This is a genomic window from Streptomyces prunicolor NBRC 13075, assembly GCF_000367365.1.
Taxonomy (GTDB): Bacteria; Actinomycetota; Actinomycetes; order Streptomycetales; family Streptomycetaceae; genus Streptomyces; species Streptomyces prunicolor.
Genome location: NZ_BARF01000074.1, coordinates 26,232 through 50,846 on the forward strand (window position 1 = coordinate 26,232; position 24,615 = coordinate 50,846).

A 24,615-nucleotide genomic window follows, 5' to 3' on the forward strand; every position below is an offset into this window, starting at 1 on the left:
CGTTCCGTCGACGTGGCGGAGAATGGCCGTATGGCGGGTTCGGGTGAGTTGGCGCGGCACTGGCAGTACACGGAGCTGCCCGGCGTCGACCTGCTGCGGGCCCGGTACATCCGCAAGACCTTCGTCCGGCACACGCACGAGAACTTCGTCATCGCCGCCATCGCGGACGGCGTCGAGGTGTTCCACCACGGTGGGGGCGATGTGTCCGCCGGGGCGGGAGCGCTCGCGCTGGTCAATCCGGACACTCCGCACACCGGCCGGGCGGGTGTGCCCGAGGGCTGGCGGTATGGGGCGGTCTACCCGTCGCCCGAGGTGGTGGCCGCGATAGCTGCAGAGACCACCTCGATCCGCGGAACTCCCGGTTTCATCAGGCCCGTGCTCGATGACCCCTACACCGTAGGGCTCGTCCACCAGATCCTGCGCGCGGCCGACGAGGGCAACGCGCTCGCCGCCGACACCCTGCTGCGGGTCGCCGTCACCAGACTGCTCCGGCTGAACGGCGGACCGCTGCCGCAGCGCGCCGTGCCCACGGCCGGTGGCCGGGTCGCCGCACGCGCGCGTGCCGTGCTGGAGGAGCGGATGGCGGAACCGCCCACCCTGGAGCGGCTCGCCGGGGATCTGGGGACCAGCCCCTTCGCGTTGCTGCGCGCGTTCCGGGGCGCCTACGGGATGCCGCCCCACGCCTGGCTGACCGATGCCCGTGTGCGGCAGGCACGCCGGCTCCTGGACGCGGGTACGGCGCCCGCGGAGGCCGCCGTCGCCGTCGGGTTCACGGACCAGCCGCACCTCAACCGGCACTTCGCCCGGATCGTGGGCGTGCCCCCGGGCGCGTACCAGCGGGAGCGCAAGAACGTACAAGACGCCGAACGGCGGCTGCTCGTACCGTCCGACACGTGGCAGAACAGATCGCTTCAGAAGACATACGTGCCGAAGAGGGAGGAGGACTGGACTCAGGTGCCGGGGGCAAGCCGGACTCCGCCGTCGTACGGGACGCCCTCGGGGTCGGGGTCGCCGTAGGGCTCTCCGGGTTCGCCTTCGGGGTGACCTCGGCCGGTGGCGGGCTCACCCTGCTGCAGACGTGCGCCCTCAGCCTCCTGGTGTTCACCGGCGCCTCCCAGTTCGCGCTCGTGGGAGCGCTCGCGGCCGGTGGCAATCCGCTCACCGCGGCGGCGGGCGCCTTCTTCCTGGGTGTGCGCAACACCTTCTACGGGCTGCGCCTGTCGCAGTTGCTGGCCCTCCCGCGCGCGGTGCGGCCGTTCGCCGCCCAGTGGGTCATCGACGAGACGGCGGCCGTCACGCTCGCGCAACCCACGCGACGTGCCGCGCGGATCGGGTTCACCGTCACCGGGCTCACCCTGTATCTGCTGTGGAACCTCACCACGCTGCTCGGTGCGCTGGGCGCCAAGGCCATCGGGGACACGGACGCCTGGGGTCTCGACGCGGCCGGGCCCGCCGTCTTCCTGGCGCTGCTCGCGCCCATGCTCAGGACCACCATCGAGCGTGCCGTCGCCGCACTCGCGGTCCTGTTGGGACTGGGGCTGCTGCCCGTACTGCCGGCCGGTGTGCCGGTCCTGGCGGCGGCTCTCGCGGCGCCGATCGCCCTCTACATAGAGGGTCGTCGGCAGGGCGAGGTGCGTAACGGCGCACCAGAAGAAGGCAGTTACGACGCACAGGAGGAAGACCGTTGACCGTCTGGATCGCGATCGCGGCGACCGCCCTCGGTTGCTACGTCGTCAAGCTCGCCGGACTGCTGGTGCCCGCGGGCGCGCTGGAGCGACCCCTGGTGAGGCGGCTCGCGGCCCTGCTGCCGGTCGCCCTGCTCGCCGCGCTCACGGCCCAGCAGACCTTCGCCGACGGGCACGCGCTCGTGCTCGACGCCCGGGCGGCAGGGCTCGTGGCGGCCGCCGTGGCGCTGGTGCTGCGGGCGCCGTTCCTGCTCGTCGTCGCGGCGGCCGTACTGGTGACGGCCGGCGTGCGGGCCATCGGCGGCTGAGCCGGCCCGGGGTCAGCCCACGGAGCGGCCGTACGCCTTCAGGGTGCGCAGTGCCTGGATCGTCGCCATGGGGCGTGCCTCCAAGGCGATGCCCGGCGCCCACTGGCGCCAGCGGATCGGCCAGCCGCCGTCCTCCCGTTGATCGTCCGCCAGGTGGTCGAGGGAGCGGTCCATCTCGTCGTCCGTGAACCACGCGCGCGCGAGTGAGCTCGGCGTCTTCGCGTAGTCGTACGGGAAGTGGTGTTCGCCGGGCGCGTACCCGGCGGCGACCGGGTAGGCCTCCAGACGCTCCGGGTCCAGGGCGGCGAGCCGGTGCTCGCGCACCAGGCGGCCGAGGCGGTCGGCGGCGGCCTCCGCGCGCGGGCGGTCGGGTGCCGAGTCCAGGAAGGCGACGGCGGCCTCGATCTCGTAGGGGTGCGACTTCTCCAGGGAGCCGACGGCCTGCCAGCAGAAGTCGGTGGCCCGGAACAGCCAGGCGTGCCACACCTCGTTGCGGTGCAGCAGGCCCACCACCGGCCCGGTGGCGAGGAGTTCACTGGGCGGGTCGTCCACGATCGGCACGAAGGGCGCCGTCGGATAGCCACGCTGGCCGGGAAGGATCGCAGGCAGGGCACCGTCGGACGTGGAGACCGAGGTCAGATAGCGGCACACGCGTTCCATCCGCTGCCCGCCGCAGCGCCCGACGGCGTCCAGGACGCGCAGCGCGTGCCCGGTGTGCAGCGGCTGGCTGACCGGGCCGCGCAGATCGGGTTCCAGCGCGTGCCCGTACCCGCCGTCCTCGTTGCGGTAGGCGTCCAGCGCGGTCTCCACCGGATCGGGTTCGCCGTTGAGGAAGTGATACGCGAAGAGGCGCTGTTCCAGCACGCGCGCGGTGAGCCAGACGAAGTGCTCGGCGCGGAAGAGCGGGGAGTGCGCCGGGGGCGTCGGGGGGAGTGGGGAAGCTCCTGTTTCGGCCATGCGTCAGACCGTAGGACGGAAAGCGGTCTCCGTAAGGGGTCCCGACCTGGTCCCACTCTCAGGGCGGGATACTGGTGTCATGCGGTTGACGGTCTTCTGGGAGCGGATGACGGAGCACTTCGGCGCGGGGTACGCCGAGAGCTTCGCGCGGGATCACGTGATGACGGAACTCGGCGGGCGGACGGTGCACGAGGCGCTGGACTCGGGCTGGGAGGCCAAGGACGTGTGGCGTGTGGTCTGCGGCGTCATGAACGTTCCGCGGGAAAGTCGCTGATCGGTCACGAAGATCGCCGCCGGGTGACCGGTTGTCAGTGGCGTAGGCGAGACTTGCACCGTGGCAGCCACTGACGAGACCGGGCCCGACGCCCCGCAGGCATCCCCGATCGGTACGTCGCCGACCCGGCCCCCGGCCGACGGCGCCGCACCGGCCACCGGCATGCCGCGCTGGCTGCCGCGCGCCATGGTGCTGGCGCTCGCCCTCGTCGCCGTTTTCCAGCTGGGCAGTTGGGCCTTCCACCAGCTCCTCGGGCTGCTGATCAACATCCTCATTGCGTTCTTCCTGGCGCTCGCCATCGAGCCCGCGGTGAGCCGGATGGCGGACCGGGGGATGCGCCGGGGGCTGGCCACCTTCCTGGTCTTTCTCGGGCTGTTGATCGTGAGCGCCGGGTTCGTCACCCTGCTCGGGTCGATGCTCGCCGGCCAGATCATCAAGATGATCGAGGACTTCCCGAACTACCTCGACTCCGTCATCAACTGGGTCAACACGCACTTCCACACCGACCTGAGACGCGTCGACATCCAGGAGGGGCTGCTCCACTCCGACTGGCTGCGCAAGTACGTGCAGAACAGCGCCACCGGTGTGCTGGACGTGTCCACCCAGGTGCTCGGGGGCCTCTTCCAACTGCTGACGATCGGTCTGTTCTCGTTCTACTTCGCCGCCGACGGGCCACGGCTGCGGCGCGCGCTGTGCTCCGTACTGCCGCCCGCCCGGCAGGCCGAGGTGCTGCGCGCGTGGGAGATCGCCGTCGACAAGACGGGCGGCTACATATACTCGCGCGGCCTGATGGCGCTGGTCTCCGGAGTGGCGCACTACATCCTGCTGCAGGCACTGGGCATCCCGTACGCGCCCGTGCTCGCCGTCTGGGTGGGTCTGGTCTCCCAGTTCATCCCGACCATCGGCACGTATCTGGCGGGCGCCCTGCCCATGCTGATCGCCTTCACCGTGGACCCCTGGTACGCGCTGTGGGTGCTGATCTTCGTCGTGGTCTACCAGCAGTTCGAGAACTACATGCTGCAGCCCAAGCTGACCGCGAAGACCGTCGACATCCATCCCGCGGTCGCCTTCGGCTCGGTCATCGCGGGCACCGCGCTCCTGGGTGCCGTGGGCGCGCTGATCTCCATCCCGGCCGTCGCCACGCTCCAGGCGTTCCTCGGGGCGTATGTGAAGCGGTACGCCGTCACCGACGACCCCCGGGTCCACGGCCACCGGACCACCCGCGGCTCCGGCGGGCCCGGCCTGGTGACGCGCGCGCGACGGCTGTGGGACCGGCGACAGGGGGCGGCGGAGCCGACAGCGGCCGATTCCGCCAGTACGACTGATTCCGCCGGTACGGCCGACTCCGGGACAGCCGGCTCGCGGCCGACCGATCCGGCACCGACCGACTCCGAACCGAAGGACCCCGGAGAGGGCTCCTCCGGCTCCTCCTGAGGGATGACCCGGTGAGAACACCGGGGCGTCGCGTTCAGTACGTGAGCACCGCCCACACCCCGGCCCCGGCCACGGCGACCACGTAGCACCCGACCGCGACTGTCACGGTCCGCCGTCGTACCGCCTCGCTCCAGGACGTACGGGACAGCAGCCGGGCCAGGGCCGGCAGCACCAGGACGGCGTGCAGGCTCACCCCGTGGAGCGGCTTGAGTGGAGTCGTCGAGTGGTACGCCGCCTCCTGGTGACCGGTTCGGGCGAGGACGACCCCGCGCGCGATCATCGCGGCGCCCGAGGCCAGCGCCACGAGCAGGATCGCGAACCCGGAGCGCACCGCGATCGCCATCCCCGTGGGCCCCGTCGGCCGGTGCCGGAAGGACGCCACGGCGAACACGGTGAGCAGCACCACGAGGACACCACCGCCCACCGCGAGTGTTATGGACACCGCTGTGTCGAAGGGCGTCTCCTTGTCGAGGTGCGACGGCACCCGGCGCCACGCCTGGAGGGTGATGCCGCCGACCTCGACGACACAGTCGGCGGCGAACACGACGAGCAGCACGGTGCGCAGCCGGGCCCCGACGCGCAGATACGACGTGACCCAGGTGACCGCGATCAGCGTCGCCCCGAACGAGAGCCCGAACGTGATGGGCTTGCGCCAGGAGACGGGCCCGTACCAGGGGCCGCCGTCGACCGCGAACACCACGAGATGCACCAGCCCGGAGACGATCAGCAGGGCACCGGTCGCATGGCAGAGACGCTCGGCGGGACGTACGCGGCTCTTCAGGGTCCGAGTCATGGCCCGAGCCTCGCGGGAACGCGCCGCGCAGTCGTCGTACGGCCGAAGACACCAGCCGTACGACGGCGGAAGTAGGACTCCCAGGGGCTGGTGATCGTTTCGGGGGCGCGCCGGGTCCAGGGAGGTGAGAGCCGCCCGGAATCCGAGGAACGGTGACCCCCGAAGCGGGGATCGAACGTGGTGCCGCCCGCCCCTGGGGTGACCTTCCTGAACTGCGACGCGGCCGAGCCGTACGCATCGGGCTGGAGGCCGCCGACGGCAAGAACCTCGAAGTGCTCTCGCCCACGATTGGCCGACAGCTCCTGGAGTACGAACTGTGCGCACTGATCGACGAGACCAACCTGTACATCGTGCCGGTGTTGCTCTGTGACGGCATCTGGCTCTTCGGCAACTCCGGCGGCGCCCGGTCCGGCTCGGGCTGCTGAACGGCGATGACCGCGCGGCCGCAGTGAACGCGCGCTGTCGGCCGGTCGGGGCGCGATCGTCCTGTGGGATCGGGGTTCGGGAGTCCTACTGGTAGCAGCCACCGCTGCACAGGATGGTGACGGTGCCGGTCTCGCCGACCGAGGTGATCGCCGTGCCCTGTGCTGCCGCCAGTCAACGGGCCCGACTCCCGGCACGGGAAGCATTTCCATGCCCTTCGAAGCGTCGCCGCGACGCTCGGCGTCACAGCGACATCGATGACGCGAGTGCCGCGTGGTGCGCTTGACACGAAAATCGAACATCCATTCTCATGGAAGCTCCGGCGAGGCCATGACGGGCATTTCGGCAGGCTTTTGATGGTGAAGTGTCCGAGTTATCCACAGGCTGGGCGGGCGTCGGGGCGCATTGTCAGTGGCAGGCGTTAGCGTCTTTGACGTGAAGCGATCGACTCAAGCAAACCGGGTGGAACCCATGGCAGGAACCGACCGCGAGAAGGCGTTGGACGCCGCACTCGCACAAATTGAACGGCAATTCGGCAAGGGCGCGGTGATGCGCCTCGGCGAGCGGCCGAACGAGCCCATCGAAGTCATCCCCACCGGGTCGACCGCACTGGACGTCGCCCTCGGTGTCGGCGGCCTGCCGCGCGGCCGAGTGGTGGAGGTCTACGGCCCGGAGTCCTCCGGAAAGACGACCCTGACCCTGCACGCGGTGGCGAACGCCCAGCGGGCCGGCGGCCAGGTCGCGTTCGTGGACGCGGAGCACGCCCTCGACCCCGAGTACGCGAAGAAGCTCGGCGTCGACATCGACAACCTGATCCTGTCCCAGCCGGACAACGGCGAGCAGGCCCTGGAGATCGTGGACATGCTGGTCCGCTCCGGCGCCCTCGACCTCATCGTCATCGACTCCGTCGCGGCACTCGTCCCGCGCGCGGAGATCGAGGGCGAGATGGGAGACAGCCACGTCGGCCTGCAGGCCCGTCTGATGAGCCAGGCGCTCCGCAAGATCACAGGCGCGCTCCACCAGTCCGGGACCACCGCGATCTTCATCAACCAGCTCCGCGAGAAGATCGGCGTGATGTTCGGCTCCCCGGAGACCACGACCGGTGGCCGCGCGCTGAAGTTCTACGCCTCGGTGCGACTCGACATCCGTCGTATCGAGACCCTCAAGGACGGCACCGACGCGGTCGGCAACCGCACCCGCGTCAAGGTCGTCAAGAACAAGGTCGCGCCGCCCTTCAAGCAGGCCGAGTTCGACATCCTCTACGGCCACGGCATCAGCCGCGAGGGCGGCCTGATCGACATGGGCGTGGAGAACGGCTTCGTCCGCAAGGCCGGCGCCTGGTACACGTACGAGGGCGACCAGCTCGGCCAGGGCAAGGAGAACGCGCGCAACTTCCTGAAGGACAACCCCGACCTGGCCAACGAGATCGAGAAGAAGATCCTGGAGAAGCTGGGCGTGGGCGTCCGTCCGGAGAAGGACAAGCCCACCGCCGAGCCGGGCGCGGACGCGGCGGTCTCCACCGCCACGGACGACGCCGCCAAGGCGGTGCCCGCTCCGGCCGCGGCCAAGACCACCAAGGCCAAGGCCACGACAGCCAAGAGCTGACCCGTGACACGACGAACGGACTGGGCCGATTACGCGTATCCCGGCGCCCCGCAGGGGCGCGGGGGAAGCGGCGACGGCCTGGCCTACGGTGCGGACGGCATGCCCGAGGAGCCGTACGGCGATGAGCCGGGCGGCGAGTGGCCGGCCGACGGTTTCGCGGGGGAGACCGGTCCGCCTTCCGGCGGCTCGGGGCCCGGAGATGGTTCTGCGGGCACCGGGCGGCTTTTCAGAAGCTCGGCGCCTGGCGGCAGTTCGCCCGGCGACGGGTCCGCCGATGACGACGCACCCGGCCGCGGCTCGCGCCGCAGCCGTGGGGCGCGCGGTGAGGGCGGCTCGCGAGGGTCTACAGCGCGCGGTGACGGCGCACGCGGTAGACGTGGGCGCCGTGGCGGCAGCCGCGGCTTCGGAGAGTCGTCCGGAGAGGGCGGAGGTGACTTCTCCTCGTCGAGGGCCGAGAAGGAGGAGCCGCCGGAGGACCCGGCTGAGCGGGCGCGGGGAATCTGCCTGCGCCTGCTCACCGGGAACCCGCGCACCCGCAAACAACTCGCGGACGCCCTGCGCAAGCGGGAGATCCCGGACGAGGTGGCGGACGAGGTGCTGTCGCGGTTCGAGGAGGTCGGACTGATCAACGACGGCGCGTTCGCGGACGCCTGGGTGGAGTCCCGGCACCATGGCCGGGGCCTGGCCCGGCGCGCGCTCGCCCAGGAACTGCGCACCAAGGGCGTCGACTCGACGCTGATCGACGAGGCCGTGTCCCAGCTCGACTCCGAGCAGGAAGAGACGACGGCCCGTGAACTGGTCGATCGCAAACTGCGGTCCACCCGGGGCCTCGACCGCGACAAGAGGCTGCGCCGCCTCGCGGGCATGCTGGCCCGCAAGGGCTACTCCCAGGGCATGGCCCTCAGAGTGGTTCGGCAGGTACTGGAGGAAGAGGGCGAGGACACGGAGTTCCTCGGGGACGAGGGGTACTGATCCGAAGACGAGGGGGCACTGATCCGGGATCGATCCGGTTCTGACCTCTTGATGGTGCGAACGTCCTGAACACGGTGGACGCGCGGGGGCGCCGACCGCGTTCAGGCAAGCACCGGGCAGTGCTCGGGGTAGGGCTAACCCCCTGCTGAAGACGCCGGATTGCCGCAGTGCACAGACACCTGTGCACAAACGACTGTGTACGCATGGCACAGGAACCCGGCCCACCCGGCATACGCGGCGCGGAGACACCCGCCGAGCGGGCCCCGGCGACACCCGCACTGGTCGAACTCTCCGATCTCGCCGCGCTCAAAGCCCTCGCGCAGCCCCGCCGTCAGCGCGTGCTCCAACACCTCACCCTGCATGGCCCCGCGACCTCGGCCACGCTCGCCCGCGCGCTGGGCCTGAACACCGGCTCCACCAGCTACCACTTGCGTGAACTCGCCCGTTACGGCTTCGTCGAGGAGACGGGGGCGGAGACGGCAACAACGGGTGCGGGTGCGGGAGTTGCCGAAGGGGACGCGGCAACGGGGACAGGGGCGGAGCGGGCGCCCGGGCATGGTCGTGAGCGTTGGTGGCGGGCCGTTCCCGGTGACCGCCGGTTTCCGCCGCGCAGTCGTCAGAGTGCGGAGATGCGGCACGTCATGGACGAGCTCAACCACCATGCGTACGCCGCCGATCTGGAGCTCTTCGAGCAGCTTCAGCGGGACTCCGCCGAGACCGGGCCATGGGCGGACGCGTTCCCGTACTCACGCGGCACCATCCGGCTGACCCCGCCGGAACTCCGGGTGTTCTTCGAGGAGTACATCGCCCTTCTCAACCGCTACAAGCGCGCCGAAGCCGAGACGCCGGCCGGGGCGCGCACTGTGCTCACCCGGTTCCTGGCCTTTCCGGCACCTCTCATCGATGCCGATGCCGATGCCGATGCCGATGCCGAATCGGATGCCGAATCGGATGCGGGTGCTGGTGTCGGCGGCGCCGGTCGCGAAGTCGCCCTTGCGCACCCTGTCGACGCCGCCCCGGGGCACAACAGAAAAGAGACCGAGCCCTCATGATGCTGCGCTACGCCCTCCGGTCCGTCCGCGCCCGCAAGGCCGGTTTCCTCGGTGCCTTCCTCGCCCTGATGTGCGCAGCCGCCCTCATCACGGCGTGCGGCACCCTCCTCGACACCGGTCTGCGCGGCACCATCCGCACCGAGCGCTACGCGGCGAGCCCCGTCGTGGTCTCCGCCGACCAGAACGTCCATCGGACCACCGTCAAACACAAGAAGGGCAAGACCAAGGTCAAGCACAAGGCGAAAGCAATCGCCGAGCGCGCCTGGCTCCCCGCGAGCCTGGAGAGCACGCTCGCCAGGACTCCGGGCGTCGCCCGGGTCATCCCCGAACTGACCTTCTTTGCCCAGCCGTTGACACCTGCTGGCGTCGGCATCGGTACCGGCGGCCGGACTGCCTACGGGCACGCCTGGGACTCCGCCGCGCTGACGCCGTACCGACTAGTCACCGGCAGCGCTCCGCAGGCCGCGACCGATCTCGTCATCGACCGCGACCTCGCCGAACGGTCCCGGCTCCGGCCCGGCGACCGTCTCACCGTCCAGTCGACGCAGGCCCCGCGCAGCTACCGGATCACCGGAATCGCCGTTCCCGCCACAGCCGTACGCCATCAGACGTCACTCTTCTTCTCCACCGCCGAGGCCCGCCGTCTGGCCGGTCACCCCGGGCAGGTCACCGCGTTCGGCGTCCTCCCGGCCAAGGGCACGAGCACGGCCCAGCTGCGGCAAGCTGTCGTCGCGGCGCTGCACGGAACCAGCGCGCCGCACCCCGACACGATCGCGTCGCACGTCGGAATCCCCGCGCTCCCCGACTCCACCGCCCCACACGACACCACCGCTCAACTCAGCGCCACCGCCCAAGTAACCACCGGCGACGCACGCGGCCCCGTCGAGTTCCTGGACGCCGCCACGGCCAGGATCAGGCTGGTCAGTATGGGCGGTGCGATGGGCGGCACCTCGCTGCTCGTGGCGATCCTCGTGGTCGTCGGCACCTTCGCGCTCTCCGTCCAACAGCGCCACCGTGAACTCGCCCTGCTCCGCGCGGTGGCCGCCACCTCCGGCCAGATCCGCGGACTCCTGGGCCGCGAGGCCCTGATCGTCGGCGCGGTCGCCGGTGTCGCGGGCGCACTGCTCGGACTTCCCCTGGGCGCCTGGCTGTACGACAGGTTCGTCGCCCTGGGCGCAGTACCCGCCACGCTTCAGCACACCACCGGAGTTGTCCCACCGCTGGCCGCCCTCGCCGCGACCGTGTTCGGCGCCTGGGCTGCGGCCAGGGTTGCCTCTCGCCATATCTCCCGGATAAGCCCGGCCCAGGCACTCGCCGAAGCAGGGGGTGAATCCGGCGCCGGAGCCGAGCCTGAAGCGGCAGCCCAACCTGGAGTTGGATCTGACCCCGGAGGTGGACCCGGACCCGGAATCGAAGCCGCAGCCGAACCCCGAGTCCGAGCCAACCTCGAAGCCACCAGGCCCAAGGACCCCCGCCCCACACGCCCCCGAATCAAGCACTCCCGCCCGACACGCCCCCACTCCACCCAAGGTCGCTCCGCACGCCCCCGCCCCACCCGCATCCTCGCAGGCCTGGTCCTCCTCGCACTCGGCGTCACCCTCGTCACCCTGCTCAGCACGCTCCGCACCGAACCCGCCTCAACTCCCGTGACCTTCCTCGCCGTTGTGGTCCTCTCCACCTCCGTCGCTCTCCTCGGGCCGCTGCTCGTCGGGGCGGCCACCCTCGTGGTCGGTGGCGCGCTCCGGCGCACCGGCCCGTGTGGTCGGCTCGCTGTCGCCAACGTCCGGGGCAATGCCACCCGCATGGCCTCCGTCGTCACCCCCCTCACCCTCCTGATCGGCATGACCTGCACCGTGCTGTTCGTCCAGCCCACCCTCGGTGACGCCGCCCGCGCCCAGGTCCGCGAAGGTGTCCGCGCGGACTGGGTCGTCGCCTCCCGGGGCCCGGGCGTCCCGGCCGAGGCCGCGCGCCAACTCCGCGCGCCGCACGACGTCGTCACCGAAGTCGTCCGTACGACCGTCCGCGTGGGCCTCGACAAATACGCGGCCCAAGGCGTCACCCCCGCCGGACTCACCCGCACCTGGGACCCCGACGTCACCGCCGGATCACTCGGCCACCTCACCGAGCACACCGCGGCCGTAAGCGAACTGGCCGCCGACCAGCTCCACTTGAGGCCCGGCAGCACCCTGAAGCTGACGCTCGGCGACGGCACGCCCGCCACGCTCACCGTCGTCGCCGTCTACGCCAGGGGTCTCGGCTTCGGTGATCTGACCCTCGCGCACGATCTCGTCGCCCGGCATGTCGACAACCCGCTCGCCTCCTCCGTCCTCGTCAGCACGACCCGTACACAGACACAACTCGCGACTACCCTCCGTGAGTTCCCGGGCGTCCAAATTCTCGCGTCGGCCGCCGCCGACTCGCTCCAGGCGCAGCGGCAACAGGCGAACGCCGAGGTCAACTACCTGGCCATGGGGCTCGTCCTGGCGTTCACGGCCATCGCCGTGGTCAACACGCTAGCCATGTCGGTCGCGGAGCGTGTCCGGGAGTTCGCGCTGCTGCGCCTCGCCGGGGCGACCCGCCGTCAGGTGCTGCGGATGCTGCGCACCGAGGCGCTGTCGGTGCTGTTGCTCGCCACAGCGCTCGGCAGCGGTATCGCCCTCGCCGTCCTGACCGCGTTCAGCGTCGGCGTGACCGGCCGGGCGGCGCCGTCGGTGACACCCCTCGTGTACCTCACGGTGATCGGGGTGGCCGGGACCCTCGCTCTCGTCGCCACAGCACTGCCGGGACGCGTGGCCCTCCGGGTCCGGGCGGTCACAGTGGCCACCGCGAGGGAGTGAGCGCGCTACACCGCCGTCCGTTCCGAGAGTGAGTGAGGCAGACCGTCAGTCGTCCGTCCCGAGAGTGAGCGACGGGAACCGTCAGTCGTCCGTCCCAGCGGCAACTCGTCTCACCGGAGGGCACGCATTTCGCAGACTTAGCGTGCGTGACGCGGAGGGTGCGCATGTTTGCCGCGGGAGTAGCTTCTGCTGCCGAACCTCGGCTCTCCACGCTTGCCGAACCTCGGCCTCCCCGCCCGCTGAGCCGCAGTCAGGCCTGCCCGAGTGCCTCCGGCCGTTTCGCCGACCGGTCCTCGTACGCCCTGAAAGGCGGCCTCTCTTGTCCACGTCCCTGCCCGCCCGCCACCGAAGAACGCTGGTGGCCTCCCTGATCGGCACCGGTCTTTTATTGAGCGGCTGCGGACTGGAGTCCGGTGCCACGCCCGCCGACGACGGGCCCAGCACCCTCGGGTTCGTCAACGGCGGCAGCACGGAGTTCCACACCTGCTTGCAGGAGTCGATCGCGAACACAGCCAGGAGCAACTTCGCGAAGCTCGTCACCGTCAACTCGCATCAGGACGCCGCGCGGGAGCTGGCCAACATCCAGGACATGATCGCGCGCCATGTAGACGCGATCATCCTGCAGACGGTCAACACCACCGCCCTCAAGAGCGACATCGCCAAGGCCAAGAGCGCCCACATCCCGATCTTCCTGACCTCGGTCAGTGCCGATCCTTCCGACATCCTCGGGGCCGTCGTCGTCGACCTGAAGGCGGTGGGCAAGCTGGACGCCGACTGGATCGAGGACGATGCCGCGGGACGCGAGGTCCAGGTGGCCGTCATCGCGGGCGCCCCGGGTGCCGCCTCCGACCTGCTCGTCGGCGGATTCACCAAGGGGCTGCCGGTGAACGCGAAGGTGGTTGCGAACCAGCCCGCCATGTTCGTCGCCGCGAAGGCGAAGACCGTCGCCGCGAGCATGATCAAAGCGCATCCCGATCTGGACTACGCCTTCGTCGCCAACGAGGAGATGGCGTTCGCCGCCCGCAAGGCCTTCGACGCGGCCGGCGGCAAGAAGGTCAGGATCGTGACGGTCAACGGCACCGACGAGGCCCTCGCCGCCCTCAAGGACGGCCGTTTCGCCGCCACCGTCTCCAACTCGGCCAAGGACACCGGCGAACTGGCCGTCACCAACGCCATCAGCCTTCTCCGTAAGGAGAAGGTGGAGAAGATCGCCACCACACCGGCCCGCCTCATCACCAGGTCCAACGCGGACACCGCCCCGCTCTACTGCCCCTCCGACGGGTCGTGAGCGGGTCGGTGTGTCACGTCGTGGACCTGGTGTGTCACGTCGTAGACAGAGTGTCTACGACGTGACGGGAAGTCCCGCCGCCTTCCAGGCCTGGAAGCCGCCGACCAGGTCCGTCGCGCGGTGCAGGCCCAGTCGGTGCAGGGACACGGCCGCCAGAGTGGACGCGTAGCCCTCGTTGCAGATCACCACGACGCGCAGGTCGTGGCCGGTGGCTTCGGGGGCGCGGTGGCTGCCCTGGGGGTCGAGGCGCCACTCCAGTTCGTTGCGCTCGACGACCAGGGCGCCCGAGATGAGGCCGTCCCGGGTGCGCAGGGCCTCGTAGCGGATGTCGACCAGGAGGGCATCGCCGTCGCGGACCGCGTCGTACGCGGCCCGGGCCTCGATGCGGTCGTAGTCCGCGCGGACCCGCTCCAGCAACTCGTCTATGCCGAGGGGCTGTTCGCGTACGGCGCTCACTGCCAGTCCTCCGGGCGCTCGACCTGCTCCAGGCGCAGCACCGGGCCCGTGCGGCTGTAGCGGCGGATCTGCGGGAGCGGCGGGTAGTAGGCGTGGACGGAGATCGCGTGCTCTTCGGAGGACTCGTTGAGCACCTCGTGGACGTGGTGGTGGCCGAAGGCGCGGCCCTTGCCGGTCGGCAGCCGGCGCTCGCGGTCCACGCCCTCCTCCAGTTCGAGGGTCTTCCAGCCGTGGCTCGGTAGCCGTGCGGCGAGCGAGTTCTCCTTGAGCTCACCGGCGGCGGTGAGGAAGGCGCCGACCGAGTCGGCGTGGTCGTGCCAGCCCGTGCCGCTGCCGGGCGGCCAGGCGATCAGCCAGGCCTCGCTGCCGCCGGGACCGTCGAGCCGCACCCAGGTGCGGCCCTCGGGGTCGAGGGGGAGCGAGGCGATCAGTTCGGCGTCGGCGGCCGTACGCCGGACGAAGGCGAGCAGGTCCGCCTGTGTCGGGGCCTGGGAGGGCGCGGCGGGGGACACGGAGGCAGAGGGGGAGACAGACACGTGCACCGTCCTGATGAGTGTTCGCAAAGGTGCGCGCAGGCATCACGACAGTGGCGCGCGCGGGTGAGAGAGATGCGAATTCAGCAGGCGATGTGACACACACAGCCCACGTAGCGGACGAGGTCCAGGTGGACCTTCCGCCAGAGGTGGACAGAGGTGTCGGTCATGGTCCGGAGTACAGCACGGTGGTGCGGGCCGGTCAACTCAGCGTCACTATGTGGACAGTTCGGATACGGCGGCCTCAGCGCGAGCCGGCCGTGGCCTCCGTCCTCGCCGGACCGCCCAGGGTCGCCTCTGCCGCCGCGTACAGGTCGGCCGGACGCACCCCGCTCAGCGCCGTGACCAGGTGACCGTCGGGCCGTACGAGGAGGACGGTGTGGGCGGCGGCGCCCGGGTAGCTCTCGGCGACCAGCAGCTCGGCCGGGTGCGGCAGTGCCGTCACCGCGGCCGCCAGGCGGGGCATGATTCCGGCGGTCACCCAGTGCTTGCGCTCCCACACGCCCGTGCCCGGCGCGATCAGCACGACCAGCAGGGAGCCGCGCCCGAGGCGGTCCCGTAGCCGTACGAAGGCGCCGTCCTCGGCGGTGACCAGGACGTCGGCGACCGGCGCGCCGGGCGGGGTGTCGACGGGGACCTCCGCCTCGATGTGCCGGGGCGCGAGCGGCGAGTCGGCGTACGCCCCCGGCGCACCGAGCGCGCCGTGCCCCAAGTGACCGTCCGTGAGCAGCACGTCATGGCCGCGGGCCGAGCCGGGTACGACCGCGCGCAGCCCGGCGCCGCCGCGCACCATCGGCAGCGCCTGGTCGGCGGCGCGCAGCCGGGCCGCCACGACCGCCCGCCGCTCCGCCTGATAACTGTCGAGCAGCGCCTCGTGCGGCCCGTGGTGCCAGGCCGGCGCCAGCTTCCAGGCGAGGTTGTCGGCGTCCCGCAGCCCCTCGTCCAGCCCCTGCGTCCCGAGCGCCCCCAGCAGATGCGCCGCGTCCCCGGCGAGAAACACCCGCCCCGCCCGCCACCGCCGCGCGAGCCGGTGGTGCACGGTGTGCACGCCGGTGTCCAGCAGTTCGTACGGCGGTGTCGGGCCCTCGGTCCAGCCCGCGAGCGTCTCCCGGATGCGGGCCAGCAGCAGCTCGGGGGTGACCAGGTCCTTGCCCGGCGGCAGCAGCCAGTCCAGGCGCCACACACCGTCCGGGAGGGGGCGTCCGGTGACCTCACCGGCCGAGGGTCCGGACGTCCGCCACGGAGGCGCCCGATGCAACAACGCCTGGTCGGGCCACGGAAGTTCCGTGCGCAGCGCGGCCACGGCGTGTCGCTCCACCGCCGTACGGCCGGGGAAGCGGATGTCCAGGAGTTTGCGCACGGTCGAGCGTGGGCCGTCGCAGCCGACCAGGTAACTGCCGCGCCACCAGGTGCCCTTGGGGCCGCGGGTGTGGGCGGTGACGCCGGAGGGCTCCTGTTCGAGCGAGTCGAGGCGGTTGTCCGGGGCGATCCTCACCAGTCGCTCGCCCGCGAGGGCGTGACGGAGGGCGCCGGTGAGGACGTGCTGGGCGATGTGCAGGGGGGCGGGCTCGGTCTCGTCGAACCTGATCTCGCGCATCACCTGCTTGCGCCGCATCGACCGCCATCCGGCCCAGCGCGTCCCGAGCTCGGCGAGCGGCATGCCGGTCAGCCGCTCCAGGAGCGCGGCGGTGTCCTCCCGCAGGACGACGGTGCGCGCGGGGCGTGGTTCGTCCTTGCCCGGACCCTCGTCGAGGAGGACGGAGGGCACCTCCTGCCGCGCCAGTGCCAGGGCGAGCGTGAGCCCCACGGGCCCCGCCCCGACGATGATCACCGGGTCCACGGTGCGGCGCCCCCTGCCCGTGACGGTGTCCTCAGGGACGCATGTGAACAGGAAGTTGGAGCAGGGTGCACGATCACAGAACGTATGCAACCCATTGCCGGTGCTTGCGTCAAGTGACGGAGGCAGTGGCGATCATGCCACTGCCCCCGTGTCCTTCATGCCACTTGACCGATCATCAGATCGAGTCACCGCCGCCGGTTCCGAAGCCGCCTCCCACCTGCGCGGGGTTGATCCCCGTGGCGTCTTCGAGGGCGACGGTCGCGCCGGTGCTCTTCTTGCTGCGCCGCAGCCTGCCCTCCAGCCAGCTCGCGAAGGTGGTGAGGGCGAGGTTCAGCACGATGTAGATGATTCCTACGACGATGAAACTCGCCACCACATTGGCGTAGTTGGCCGCCAGAGTGCTGCGCGCGTTGAGCAGCTCGGTGAAGCCCAGCATCACGCCGCCCAGCGCGGTGTCCTTCACGATGACCACGAGCTGGCTGACGATGGCCGGCAGCATGACGGTGACGGACTGCGGGAGCAGGATGCTCGTCATCGTCTGGCCCTTGCGCAGACCGATCGCGTGCGCGGCCTCCGTCTGCCCCTTGGGGAGGGACAGAATGCCCGCCCTGACGATCTCGGCGAGCACCGAGGCGTTGTAGAGCACCAGGCCGGTGACGACGGCGTACAGGGGCCGTTCCTCGCTGCCGACGCCCGTGGAGCGGACGTAGAACTCGTTCGCGAAGAGCATCAGCAGCAGGACCGGGATCGAGCGGAAGAACTCGACCACCACTCCGGCGGGGACGCGCACCCACCGGTGGTCGGACATGCGGGCGATACCGAAGAACGCGCCCAAGGGGAGGGCGATCACCATGGCGAGAGCGGCGGCCTTCAGGGTGTCGCCGAGGCCCGGCAGCAGATACGTCGTCCAGGCGTCCGACGTGGTGAACGGCTGCCACAGGGCCCACTTCAGCTGGCCCTTGTCGTCCATCGTCAGCCAGACCCACCACAAGAAGAGGGCGAGCAGGACGAAGAACACGACAGAGAGGAGCACATTGCGCCGCTTGGCGCGGGGGCCGGGCGCGTCGTAGAGGACGGAGGTCATCGCTTCACCGCCAGTCGCTCGCCCAGCCAGCCGAGGATGAGGCCGGTGGGCAGGGTCAGTACCACGAAGCCGAACGCGAAGACCGCGCCGATGGCGACCGTCTGGGCCTCGTTCTCGATCATCGTCTTCATCAGGGCGGCCGCCTCGGCGACACCGATCGCCGCCGCCACGGTGGTGTTCTTGGTCAGCGCGATCAGCACGTTGGCCAGGGGTGTGATGACCGCGCGGAACGCCTGCGGAAGGATGACGATCCGCAGCACCTGACTGAAGCTCAGCCCGATGGCGCGGGCCGCCTCCGCCTGTCCGACGGGCACGGTGTTGATGCCGGAGCGCACCGCCTCACAGACGAAGGCCGCGTGGTACGCCGCGAGGCCCAGGAGCGCCAGCCGGAAACCCTGCACCTTGAAGTCGTCGGACGCGCCCATGGTGGCGCCGAAGATGTCGGCGAGGCCGAGCGAGGTGAAGACGATGATGACCGTCAGGGGGATGTTCCGGACGGTGTTCACGTAGAAGGTCGCGAAACCACGCATCAGTGGGACCGGGCTGACCCGCATCCCGGCCAGTAGCGTGCCCCAGACCAGGGAGCCGAGGGCGGAGATGACGGTCAGTTTCACCGTCATCCAGAACGCCCCGAGGACGTCATAACCTTGAAGAAAGTCGAACACGATCTCCCGCGCTTCCGGGTATGGGGCCTGCCTTACCGGTTTTTTCGGGCTTACTTGACGATGTCGCCGATCTTCGGGGCGGGCTCGTTCTTGTAGTCGGCCGGGCCGAAGTTCTTGGTGACCGCGGTCTTCCAGGCGCCGCTGCTGACCATCTTCTCCAGCGCGGTGTTGATCTTGGTGACGGTCGCGGAGTCGCCCTTCTTGACGCCGATGCCGTAGTTCTCGTTGCTGAGCTTGAGGCCGGCGAGCTTGAACTGACCCTTGAACTTGTCCTGCGCGGCGAAGCCCGCGAGGATCGAGTCGTCGGTGGTCACCGCGTCGACGGCACCGCTCTGGAGGGCCGCGATGCACTCCGAGTAGCCCGAGTTCTCACGGAGGTTGGCCTTCGGGGCGATCGTGTCGTGGATGTTCTGCGCCGAGGTGGAGCCGGTCACGGAACACAGGTTCTTGCCGTTGAGGTCCGTGGCCTTGGCGATCGTCGAGTCCTTCTTGACGAGCAGATCCTGGTGGGCCAGGAGGTAGGGGCCGGCGAAGTCGACCTTCTTCTTGCGCTCGTCGTTGATCGAGTACGTGGCCGCGATGAACTTGACGTCGCCGCGCGCCAGCGCGTTCTCACGGTCGGCGCTCTTGGTCTCGACCCACTCGATCTGGGCGGGCTTGTAGCCGAGCTGCCCGGCCACATAGGTCGCTACGTCCACGTCGAAGCCGGCGTAGGTCCCGTCCGGCTGCTTCAGGCCGAGGCCCGGCTGGTCGAATTTGATACCGATCTTGATCTTGCTGCCGCCGCTGGAGCCCGAACCCGAGTCGTCCTTGTCGCTGCTCCCGCATGCCGTGGCGGCGAGCGAGAGGACGAGAGCGGTGGTCGCGAAGACGGTGACCTTGCGGAGCTTCATGATGAACATCCTTTGGCTGGTGAGGAGATGAGGGTCCGTCAGGGCGTGTGACGGACCCTCTGAGGGTGTGCGGGACCCTCAGCGGCAGTCGGCGGCCGCTCGTCGTCGGCGGGCCGCCGGTGGCTGGCTGTAGCGGTTCGTCAGCGTTCGTGGCTGATCGTCAGTGGTCGTCTGCGCTGATCGTCAGTGGTGAAGGATCTTCGACAGGAAGTCCTTGGCCCGGTCGCTGCGCGGGTTGCTGAAGAACTGGTCCGGCACGGCCTCTTCGACGATGCGGCCGTCGGCCATGAACACCACTCGGTTGGCGGCCGAGCGGGCGAAGCCCATCTCATGGGTGACGACGATCATCGTCATCCCGTCCCGGGCGAGCTGCTGCATGACCTCCAGCACCTCGTTGATCATTTCCGGGTCGAGGGCCGAGGTCGGCTCGTCGAAGAGCATCACCTTGGGGTCCATGGCCAGTGCCCGCGCGATGGCGACGCGCTGCTGCTGGCCGCCGGACAGCTGGGCCGGGTACTTGTCCGCCTGAGTGGCCACGCCGACCCGGTCGAGCAGCGCCCGGGCCTTCTCCTCGGCCTGCTTGCGGTCGGCCTTGCGGACCTTGATCTGACCCAGCATCACGTTCTCGAGCACGGTCTTGTGCGCGAAGAGGTTGAAGGACTGGAAGACCATTCCGACATCGGCACGCAGTCGGGCCAGCTCCCTGCCCTCCTGGGGCAGCGGCTTGCCGTCGATCGTGATCGAACCCGAATCGGTTGTCTCCAGGCGGTTGATGGTGCGGCACAGAGTGGACTTTCCGGACCCGGAAGGCCCGATCACCACGACGACTTCGCCGCGGGCGATCGTGAGATCGATGTCCTGGAGTACGTGCAACGCGCCGAAGTGCTTGTTGACGCTCTTCAGGACGACGAGTTCGCCGGTCGCGGCCACATCTTCCTTGGCCACCGATACTTCGGTCATCGCTTGCTGGCTCCGTCCTCGTCGGTTGCGGAGGACAGTAGTGACGCCGTACGACCAGCGTCATCACATCTGAGCGAGATCTGAGCATCACGATCGGATAGCAATCGGACACGTGTCGTAGCAGTTCGCCGACGAGACCCTTACCGACCGGACAGGCCAGATCCGTACCGGCTGGATAACGGAAGCCCCGCGCAACCGGAACCTTCTTGACTGCGTCTTCGTCCATCAGCGTGACTGCCTGGGTGCACGCGCGCGTGAGACGTGCTTTTGTACAGGCCGACACCATACGAACGATGAACCGGAGGGGGCCGGGATGAGACTGCTCCTCGTCGAGGACGACAACCATGTCGCCGCCGCTCTGTCCGCGGTCCTGGCGCGGCACGGATTCGACGTCACGCACGCCCGCAGCGGCGAGGAGGCCCTCCAGGCACTCGTCCCCGAGGGCGATGTCTTCGGAGTCGTCCTCCTCGACCTCGGCCTGCCCGACCAGGACGGCTACGAGGTCTGCGGCAAGATCCGCAAGCGCACCAGCACTCCGGTGATCATGGTCACCGCCCGCTCCGACGTGCGCTCCCGCATCCACGGCCTCAACCTCGGAGCCGACGACTACGTGGTGAAGCCGTACGACACCGGGGAGCTGCTCGCCCGCATCCACGCCGTCAGCCGGCGCAGCGTCCACGAGGACGCGAGCGGCGGCGGCGACACCGCGCTGCGGCTCGGCCCGGTGCGCATCGAACTGCCCACCCGTCAGGTCACCGTGGACGGTTCGATCGTCCAACTGACCCGCAAGGAGTTCGATCTGCTGGCGCTGCTGGCCCAGCGCCCAGGAGTGGTGTTCCGGCGGGAGCAGATCATCAGCGAGGTGTGGCGCACCAGTTGGGAGGGCACGGGACGCACCCTGGAGGTGCATGTCGCCTCCCTTCGCGCCAAACTGCGGATGCCCGCACTGATCGAGACCGTACGAGGCGTCGGCTACCGGCTCGTCGCTCCGGCCGCGTAGCGGGCACGGGTGCGCACACGTCTCCTCCCGCTGCTCATCGTTCTGATGGCGGCCGTGCTGCTGGCGCTCGGCTTCCCGCTCGCCGTCAGCGTGGCCGCGGCGCAGCAGCAGAAGGTGATCGTCGACCGTATCGACGACACCGCGCGGTTCGCGGCCCTCGCCCAGTTCGTCACCGACGTGCCTACGGGAACGCGCCCGGCGGACACGGTCCCGGACGAACGCCAGGAGACCCTGGACCGTGAACTCGCGAGCTACTACGAGGTCTACGGCATCCGCGCGGGCGTCTTCTACCGCAGCCTCAGCTCCATGGCGAACGCGCCGGGCGACTTCCTGCTGCCCAAGACGGGTGAGGTGCGCGACGCGTTCAACGAGGCGCTCCTGAGCCGTCGCAGCCACGACCCGAAGCAGGTGTGGCCCTGGCAGCGCGGTCGCCTTGTCGTCGCCTCGCCGGTCATCCGGGACGGTGACGTCGTCGCCGTCGTGGTCACCGACTCGCCCACCGGGTCGATGCGTTCACGGATCCTGAGGGGTTGGCTGACGATCGGCGCCGGCGAGATCGCCGCGATGCTGCTGGCCGTCGGCGCGGCCCTACGGCTGACGGGCTGGGTCCTACGACCCGTACGGATCCTCGACGCCACCACCCACGACATCGCCACCGGACGCCTCAAGTCCCGGGTCGCCGCCGCCGGGGGGCCGCCGGAACTCCAGCGCCTGGCCCGTTCGTTCAACGAGATGGCGGACAACGTCGAGGACGTGCTGGAGCAGCAGCGCGCCTTCGTCGCCGACGCCTCACACCAGTTGCGCAACCCGCTCTCGGCGCTGCTGCTGCGCATCGAACTGCTCGCGCTCGAACTGCCGGAGGACAACGAAGAGATCGCCTCGGTCCGCACCGAGGGCAAACGCCTGACCCAGGTCCTGGACGACCTGCTCGACCTGGCCCTGGCCGAGCACGCGGACGCGGACCTCAGGATCACCGACATCGGCGCGCTGACCGCCGAGCGCGTCGCGGCCTGGGCACCGACCGCCGAGGCCAAGGGCGTGCGGCTGGTGGGCGGTTGCCCGCCCACCACGGCCTGGGCCGACCCGGTCACGCTGTCCAGCGCCCTGGACGCGGTGATCGACAACGCGGTGAAGTTCACGCCCGAGGGGGAGTCCGTCGAGGTGACGGTCGCGTCGAACGGCGAGACCTCGACCATCGTCGTCACGGACCACGGCCCGGGCCTCACCGAGGACGAACTCGCCCGCGTCGGCGACCGCTTCTGGCGCAGCGGCCGTCACCAGAACATCAACGGCTCCGGCCTGGGCCTGTCCATCTCCAAGGTCCTGCTGGCCGCGGGCGGCGGCTCCCTCGCCTACGACCACCACGAGCCGCACGGCCTCAAGGTGATCGTGTCGGTGCCCAGGAGCGGACCTGCGGCCTGAACGGGCGTCCCAGGGGCCGGTGAGGTCCCGTGGCCCCGCGGCCCGAGCGCCCCACCCAGGGACCTGGGTGGGGCGCTCGGGCCGCGGGCCAAGGCTCTGCGGCCTACGGTTTGCTCTACGGCCTACGGCTTGACGGAGCGGTAGTAGCGCCGGGCGCCCTCCTGCAGGGCCAGGGGATCGGTATAGATCGCTGTGCGCAGGTCCACCAGCTGTGCGGAGTGGACCTTCTTGCCGATCTCGTCGCGGCTCTTGATCACGATCTTGGTGATCCACTCGGTGAGCCTGGCGTTCACGTCCTTGCGGGTCATCAGCAGGTTGGACACGGCGATGGTCGGGACGGTGGACCCCTGCTGGATGCTGGGGTAGGCCGACTCCGGCATGTTGGTGGCGCGGTAGTAGTGGGTGGCGTCGCCCTGCTCGTGCATCTTGGCGACGAGGTCCGCCTCGATCGGCACGAACCGGAACGCGTAGTGCGTGGCGAGGTCCTTCAGGCCGTCCGTGGGCAGCCCACCCGACCAGAAGAACGCGTCGATCTTGCCTTGCTCGAGCCGCTCGGGCCCGGTGTCGATGCCGTCAGCCATCGGCGTGATGTCCTTCTTGGGGTCGATGCCCGCCGCCGTGAGCACCCGGGTGGCGATCAGCCGTACACCCGAGTTGGTCAGCCCTATGGCCACCCGCTTGCCCCGGAGATCCGCGACCGACCGGATGGGCGAGTCGCGCGGGACGATGAGCTGCACATAGTCGTCATACAGGCGCGCGACTCCGCGCAGCCCGGCGGCACCGGGCTTGCCGTCCAGTTGGTACGCAGCCACCGCGTCGGCCGCGGCGATGGTGAAGTCGGCGTGGCCGATCGCCACACTCCTGACGTTCTCCTGCGACCCGGCGCTGTTCTTCAGCGTCACCTTGAGGCCCGGCATGTTCTTGTCGAGCGCGTCGTCCAGGAGCTTGCCGTACTTCTGGTAGACCCCGAGCGGTGTCCCGGTGCTGAAGGTGATCGTCCCGGTGGGGGGCTCGTCGCCCAGGGGCAGCAGCCACCACAGCAACAGCCCGAACGCGACGAAGCCTGCGGTCGCGCCCTGCAGGGCCCGGCGCCTGCTGATACGGGAGAACACCTTGAGCATGCGCGCGATCCTGCCAGTCCGTACGCGGTGCTGACCAGGGCACGACTCGGGGTGGGGGAATCGACGGTGGCTGATGGGTGCCGGTGCGAGGGGAGTGTGTGTCGGCCCCGCGTCTGGGGGCTGATCCGTTCGACAGACACCTGCGGGCCAGAAGTGTCAGTGGCGGCTACTAGGGTTGTCGCATGAGTTCTTCGCCCGCCGACCTGGTCCGCGAATTCCACCTGGCCTTCGGGCTCGACGCCCGCACCACACCCACCGAGGTCGCCCCCGACCTCGCCGCCCACCGGGGCGAACTGCTCGCCGAGGAGGCCGCGGAGGTCGCCGAGGTCTCGGTGAGCGGCCCCCTCGACCGGCTGGCGCACGAGCTGGCCGACGTCGTCTACGTCGCGTACGGCACAGCCCTCGTCCACGGCGTCGACCTCGACGCGGTGATCGCCGAGATCCACCGCGCCAACATGACCAAGATCGGCCCGGCCGGTGAGATCGCCCGCCGGGCCGACGGCAAGGTGCTCAAGGGGGAGCACTACGAGGCGCCGGATGTGGCGGGGGTGCTGCGCAAGCAGGGGTGGGACGCGGGCGACGAGTGACGTGAGCCCCGGCGGTTTTCGGCCGCCGGAGGAGCCACTCCCGGTACCGCCTACCCTTGTCACATGAGTAGCGGTGACCGGAGCGGGGCAGTGGACGTCAAAACGTACGAAGTGCGCACTTATGGGTGCCAGATGAACGTTCACGATGTTGAATGTTTTGGACCCTACGGGTTCTAGTCTATCACTGTGTGTCAACCCTGCTTACTTGCCGTAATGCCAGCGCCATAGAGGGCTGAACAGAAGAACCCCCGACCATAATTGGTTAGGGGTTCTTCTGCATTTAAGGAGCGGAAATGTGGTCTTACTTGAAGAACGCAAGAACAAGGGAGATGACAGTAAGTAGACCGATGATGAACGGGATGATGCGCCCGAGGTCATTCTTCTCTAGCTCCCTAATGCGTGCTTCATGGTCTGCTGTAGCCGTTA

The 24,615-nt window shown here is 69.8% G+C and carries 24 protein-coding genes; 14 read left to right on the plus strand and 10 right to left on the minus strand.

Translation table 11 applies throughout. From position 1 onward, the window contains the following. The first annotated feature begins 30 nt into the window (after positions 1 to 30). From SPR02S_RS31140 to SPR02S_RS31150, 3 genes are read left to right on the plus strand one after another with little or no spacing between them, the layout of a single operon-like run. The gene (locus tag SPR02S_RS31140) at positions 31 to 1,017 is read left to right on the plus strand and encodes an AraC family transcriptional regulator (protein ID WP_019060947.1); all 987 of its coding nucleotides are present in this window, start codon (positions 31 to 33) and stop codon (positions 1,015 to 1,017) included. Beyond that, the gene (locus SPR02S_RS31145) at positions 921 to 1,688 is read left to right on the plus strand and encodes an AzlC family ABC transporter permease (protein WP_086021679.1); all 768 of its coding nucleotides are present in this window, start codon (positions 921 to 923) and stop codon (positions 1,686 to 1,688) included. The genes SPR02S_RS31140 and SPR02S_RS31145 overlap by 97 nt, the downstream gene beginning before the upstream one ends. Further along, positions 1,685 to 1,993, plus strand: a complete 309-nt coding sequence (locus tag SPR02S_RS31150; RefSeq protein WP_019060949.1) for an AzlD domain-containing protein — start codon at positions 1,685 to 1,687, stop codon at positions 1,991 to 1,993. The genes SPR02S_RS31145 and SPR02S_RS31150 overlap by 4 nt, the downstream gene beginning before the upstream one ends. 12 nt (positions 1,994 to 2,005) lie before the next feature. Here the strand turns inward: SPR02S_RS31150 and SPR02S_RS31155 are convergent, their stop codons facing one another. Next, positions 2,006 to 2,950 carry a prenyltransferase/squalene oxidase repeat-containing protein gene (locus SPR02S_RS31155; RefSeq protein WP_019060950.1) on the minus strand — a complete coding sequence of 315 codons (945 nt, stop codon included), beginning with the start codon at positions 2,948 to 2,950 and terminating at the stop codon, positions 2,006 to 2,008. 79 nt (positions 2,951 to 3,029) lie between these two features. Here SPR02S_RS31155 and SPR02S_RS31160 point away from each other — a divergent pair, with 79 nt between their 5' ends. Continuing rightward, on the plus strand, positions 3,030 to 3,224 hold the full coding sequence (locus SPR02S_RS31160) for a DUF3046 domain-containing protein (protein WP_019060951.1): 195 nt from the start codon (positions 3,030 to 3,032) through the stop codon (positions 3,222 to 3,224). 60 nt (positions 3,225 to 3,284) lie between these two features. Further along, the gene (locus SPR02S_RS56670) at positions 3,285 to 4,658 is read left to right on the plus strand and encodes an AI-2E family transporter (protein ID WP_019060952.1); all 1,374 of its coding nucleotides are present in this window, start codon (positions 3,285 to 3,287) and stop codon (positions 4,656 to 4,658) included. Positions 4,659 to 4,692: 34 nt separating this feature from the next. Here the strand turns inward: SPR02S_RS56670 and SPR02S_RS31170 are convergent, their stop codons facing one another. Next, positions 4,693 to 5,451: a hypothetical protein gene (locus SPR02S_RS31170; RefSeq protein ID WP_019060953.1), complete on the minus strand. Its 759-nt coding sequence runs from the start codon at positions 5,449 to 5,451 to the stop codon at positions 4,693 to 4,695. A gap of 152 nt (positions 5,452 to 5,603) precedes the next feature. Here SPR02S_RS31170 and SPR02S_RS56675 point away from each other — a divergent pair, with 152 nt between their 5' ends. The 6 genes from SPR02S_RS56675 (at position 5,604) to SPR02S_RS31200 (ending at position 13,628) form a co-directional block, all read left to right on the plus strand. Further along, a complete protein-coding gene (locus SPR02S_RS56675; RefSeq protein WP_026151017.1) occupies positions 5,604 to 5,876 on the plus strand; it encodes a dihydrofolate reductase family protein in 273 nt (90 codons plus the stop codon). A gap of 469 nt (positions 5,877 to 6,345) precedes the next feature. Beyond that, the gene (gene recA / locus SPR02S_RS31180) at positions 6,346 to 7,479 is read left to right on the plus strand and encodes a recombinase RecA (RefSeq protein WP_019060954.1); all 1,134 of its coding nucleotides are present in this window, start codon (positions 6,346 to 6,348) and stop codon (positions 7,477 to 7,479) included. A 3-nt stretch (positions 7,480 to 7,482) separates the two neighbouring features. Next, entirely contained in the window at positions 7,483 to 8,451 is a 969-nt protein-coding gene (gene recX / locus SPR02S_RS60630; RefSeq protein ID WP_078623057.1) for a recombination regulator RecX, read from the plus strand. Between the two features lie 203 nt (positions 8,452 to 8,654). After that, positions 8,655 to 9,503: a transcriptional regulator gene (locus SPR02S_RS31190; protein ID WP_019060956.1), complete on the plus strand. Its 849-nt coding sequence runs from the start codon at positions 8,655 to 8,657 to the stop codon at positions 9,501 to 9,503. Then, positions 9,500 to 12,340, plus strand: coding sequence for an ABC transporter permease (locus SPR02S_RS65050; protein WP_026151019.1), 2,841 nt, complete (start codon positions 9,500 to 9,502; stop codon positions 12,338 to 12,340). The genes SPR02S_RS31190 and SPR02S_RS65050 overlap by 4 nt, the downstream gene beginning before the upstream one ends. Before the next feature lie 319 nt (positions 12,341 to 12,659). Then, positions 12,660 to 13,628 (plus strand): sugar ABC transporter substrate-binding protein, encoded by a 969-nt coding sequence (locus SPR02S_RS31200; RefSeq protein ID WP_043258606.1) that lies wholly within the window; start codon positions 12,660 to 12,662, stop codon positions 13,626 to 13,628. 54 nt (positions 13,629 to 13,682) lie between these two features. Here the strand turns inward: SPR02S_RS31200 and SPR02S_RS31205 are convergent, their stop codons facing one another. The 7 genes from SPR02S_RS31205 to SPR02S_RS31235 form a co-directional block, all read right to left on the minus strand. Further along, complete coding sequence (locus tag SPR02S_RS31205) at positions 13,683 to 14,084, minus strand: rhodanese-like domain-containing protein (RefSeq protein WP_019060959.1); 402 nt, start codon at positions 14,082 to 14,084, stop codon at positions 13,683 to 13,685. Continuing rightward, on the minus strand, positions 14,081 to 14,620 hold the full coding sequence (locus tag SPR02S_RS31210; protein WP_026151020.1) for a cupin domain-containing protein: 540 nt from the start codon (positions 14,618 to 14,620) through the stop codon (positions 14,081 to 14,083). The genes SPR02S_RS31205 and SPR02S_RS31210 overlap by 4 nt, the downstream gene beginning before the upstream one ends. A gap of 241 nt (positions 14,621 to 14,861) precedes the next feature. Further along, a complete protein-coding gene (locus SPR02S_RS31215) occupies positions 14,862 to 16,457 on the minus strand; it encodes an FAD-dependent monooxygenase (protein ID WP_019060961.1) in 1,596 nt (531 codons plus the stop codon). Between the two features lie 175 nt (positions 16,458 to 16,632). Further along, positions 16,633 to 17,541 carry an amino acid ABC transporter permease gene (locus SPR02S_RS31220; RefSeq protein ID WP_019060962.1) on the minus strand — a complete coding sequence of 303 codons (909 nt, stop codon included), beginning with the start codon at positions 17,539 to 17,541 and terminating at the stop codon, positions 16,633 to 16,635. Further along, a complete protein-coding gene (locus SPR02S_RS31225) occupies positions 17,538 to 18,206 on the minus strand; it encodes an amino acid ABC transporter permease (protein ID WP_019060963.1) in 669 nt (222 codons plus the stop codon). Before SPR02S_RS31225 ends, SPR02S_RS31220 begins: the two co-directional genes overlap by 4 nt. Before the next feature lie 50 nt (positions 18,207 to 18,256). Then, on the minus strand, positions 18,257 to 19,099 hold the full coding sequence (locus tag SPR02S_RS31230) for a glutamate ABC transporter substrate-binding protein (RefSeq protein ID WP_020684229.1): 843 nt from the start codon (positions 19,097 to 19,099) through the stop codon (positions 18,257 to 18,259). Positions 19,100 to 19,282: 183 nt separating this feature from the next. Next, the gene (locus SPR02S_RS31235) at positions 19,283 to 20,059 is read right to left on the minus strand and encodes an amino acid ABC transporter ATP-binding protein (RefSeq protein ID WP_019060965.1); all 777 of its coding nucleotides are present in this window, start codon (positions 20,057 to 20,059) and stop codon (positions 19,283 to 19,285) included. Between the two features lie 313 nt (positions 20,060 to 20,372). Between SPR02S_RS31235 and SPR02S_RS31240 the strand changes: the two genes are divergently transcribed. After that, positions 20,373 to 21,059: a response regulator transcription factor gene (locus SPR02S_RS31240; RefSeq protein ID WP_019060966.1), complete on the plus strand. Its 687-nt coding sequence runs from the start codon at positions 20,373 to 20,375 to the stop codon at positions 21,057 to 21,059. A 9-nt stretch (positions 21,060 to 21,068) separates the two neighbouring features. After that, positions 21,069 to 22,481, plus strand: coding sequence for a sensor histidine kinase (locus tag SPR02S_RS31245; RefSeq protein ID WP_019060967.1), 1,413 nt, complete (start codon positions 21,069 to 21,071; stop codon positions 22,479 to 22,481). Positions 22,482 to 22,603: 122 nt separating this feature from the next. Here the strand turns inward: SPR02S_RS31245 and SPR02S_RS31250 are convergent, their stop codons facing one another. After that, the gene (locus tag SPR02S_RS31250) at positions 22,604 to 23,602 is read right to left on the minus strand and encodes a TAXI family TRAP transporter solute-binding subunit (protein ID WP_019060968.1); all 999 of its coding nucleotides are present in this window, start codon (positions 23,600 to 23,602) and stop codon (positions 22,604 to 22,606) included. Between the two features lie 182 nt (positions 23,603 to 23,784). On the opposite strand from SPR02S_RS31250, the gene SPR02S_RS31255 reads away from it, so the two are divergent. After that, the gene (locus SPR02S_RS31255) at positions 23,785 to 24,189 is read left to right on the plus strand and encodes a pyrophosphohydrolase domain-containing protein (protein ID WP_019060969.1); all 405 of its coding nucleotides are present in this window, start codon (positions 23,785 to 23,787) and stop codon (positions 24,187 to 24,189) included. Positions 24,190 to 24,615 lie beyond the last annotated feature (426 nt).

Bases quoted from the DNA above. Each gene is read 5' to 3' on its own strand.
- SPR02S_RS31170 (WP_019060953.1), bottom strand. From the start codon at position 5,451: ATGACTCGGACCCTGAAGAGCCGCGTACGTCCCGCCGAGCGTCTCTGC.
- SPR02S_RS31140 (WP_019060947.1), top strand. From the start codon at position 31: ATGGCGGGTTCGGGTGAGTTGGCGCGGCACTGGCAGTACACGGAGCTG.
- SPR02S_RS31220 (WP_019060962.1), bottom strand. From the start codon at position 17,541: ATGACCTCCGTCCTCTACGACGCGCCCGGCCCCCGCGCCAAGCGGCGC.
- SPR02S_RS31190 (WP_019060956.1), top strand. From the start codon at position 8,655: ATGGCACAGGAACCCGGCCCACCCGGCATACGCGGCGCGGAGACACCC.
- SPR02S_RS31250 (WP_019060968.1), bottom strand. From the start codon at position 23,602: ATGCTCAAGGTGTTCTCCCGTATCAGCAGGCGCCGGGCCCTGCAGGGC.
- SPR02S_RS31255 (WP_019060969.1), top strand. From the start codon at position 23,785: ATGAGTTCTTCGCCCGCCGACCTGGTCCGCGAATTCCACCTGGCCTTC.
- SPR02S_RS31155 (WP_019060950.1), bottom strand. From the start codon at position 2,950: ATGGCCGAAACAGGAGCTTCCCCACTCCCCCCGACGCCCCCGGCGCAC.
- SPR02S_RS31230 (WP_020684229.1), bottom strand. From the start codon at position 19,099: ATGAAGCTCCGCAAGGTCACCGTCTTCGCGACCACCGCTCTCGTCCTC.
- recA (WP_019060954.1), top strand. From the start codon at position 6,346: ATGGCAGGAACCGACCGCGAGAAGGCGTTGGACGCCGCACTCGCACAA.
- SPR02S_RS31160 (WP_019060951.1), top strand. From the start codon at position 3,030: ATGCGGTTGACGGTCTTCTGGGAGCGGATGACGGAGCACTTCGGCGCG.
- SPR02S_RS31240 (WP_019060966.1), top strand. From the start codon at position 20,373: ATGAGACTGCTCCTCGTCGAGGACGACAACCATGTCGCCGCCGCTCTG.
- SPR02S_RS31235 (WP_019060965.1), bottom strand. From the start codon at position 20,059: ATGACCGAAGTATCGGTGGCCAAGGAAGATGTGGCCGCGACCGGCGAA.
- SPR02S_RS65050 (WP_026151019.1), top strand. From the start codon at position 9,500: ATGATGCTGCGCTACGCCCTCCGGTCCGTCCGCGCCCGCAAGGCCGGT.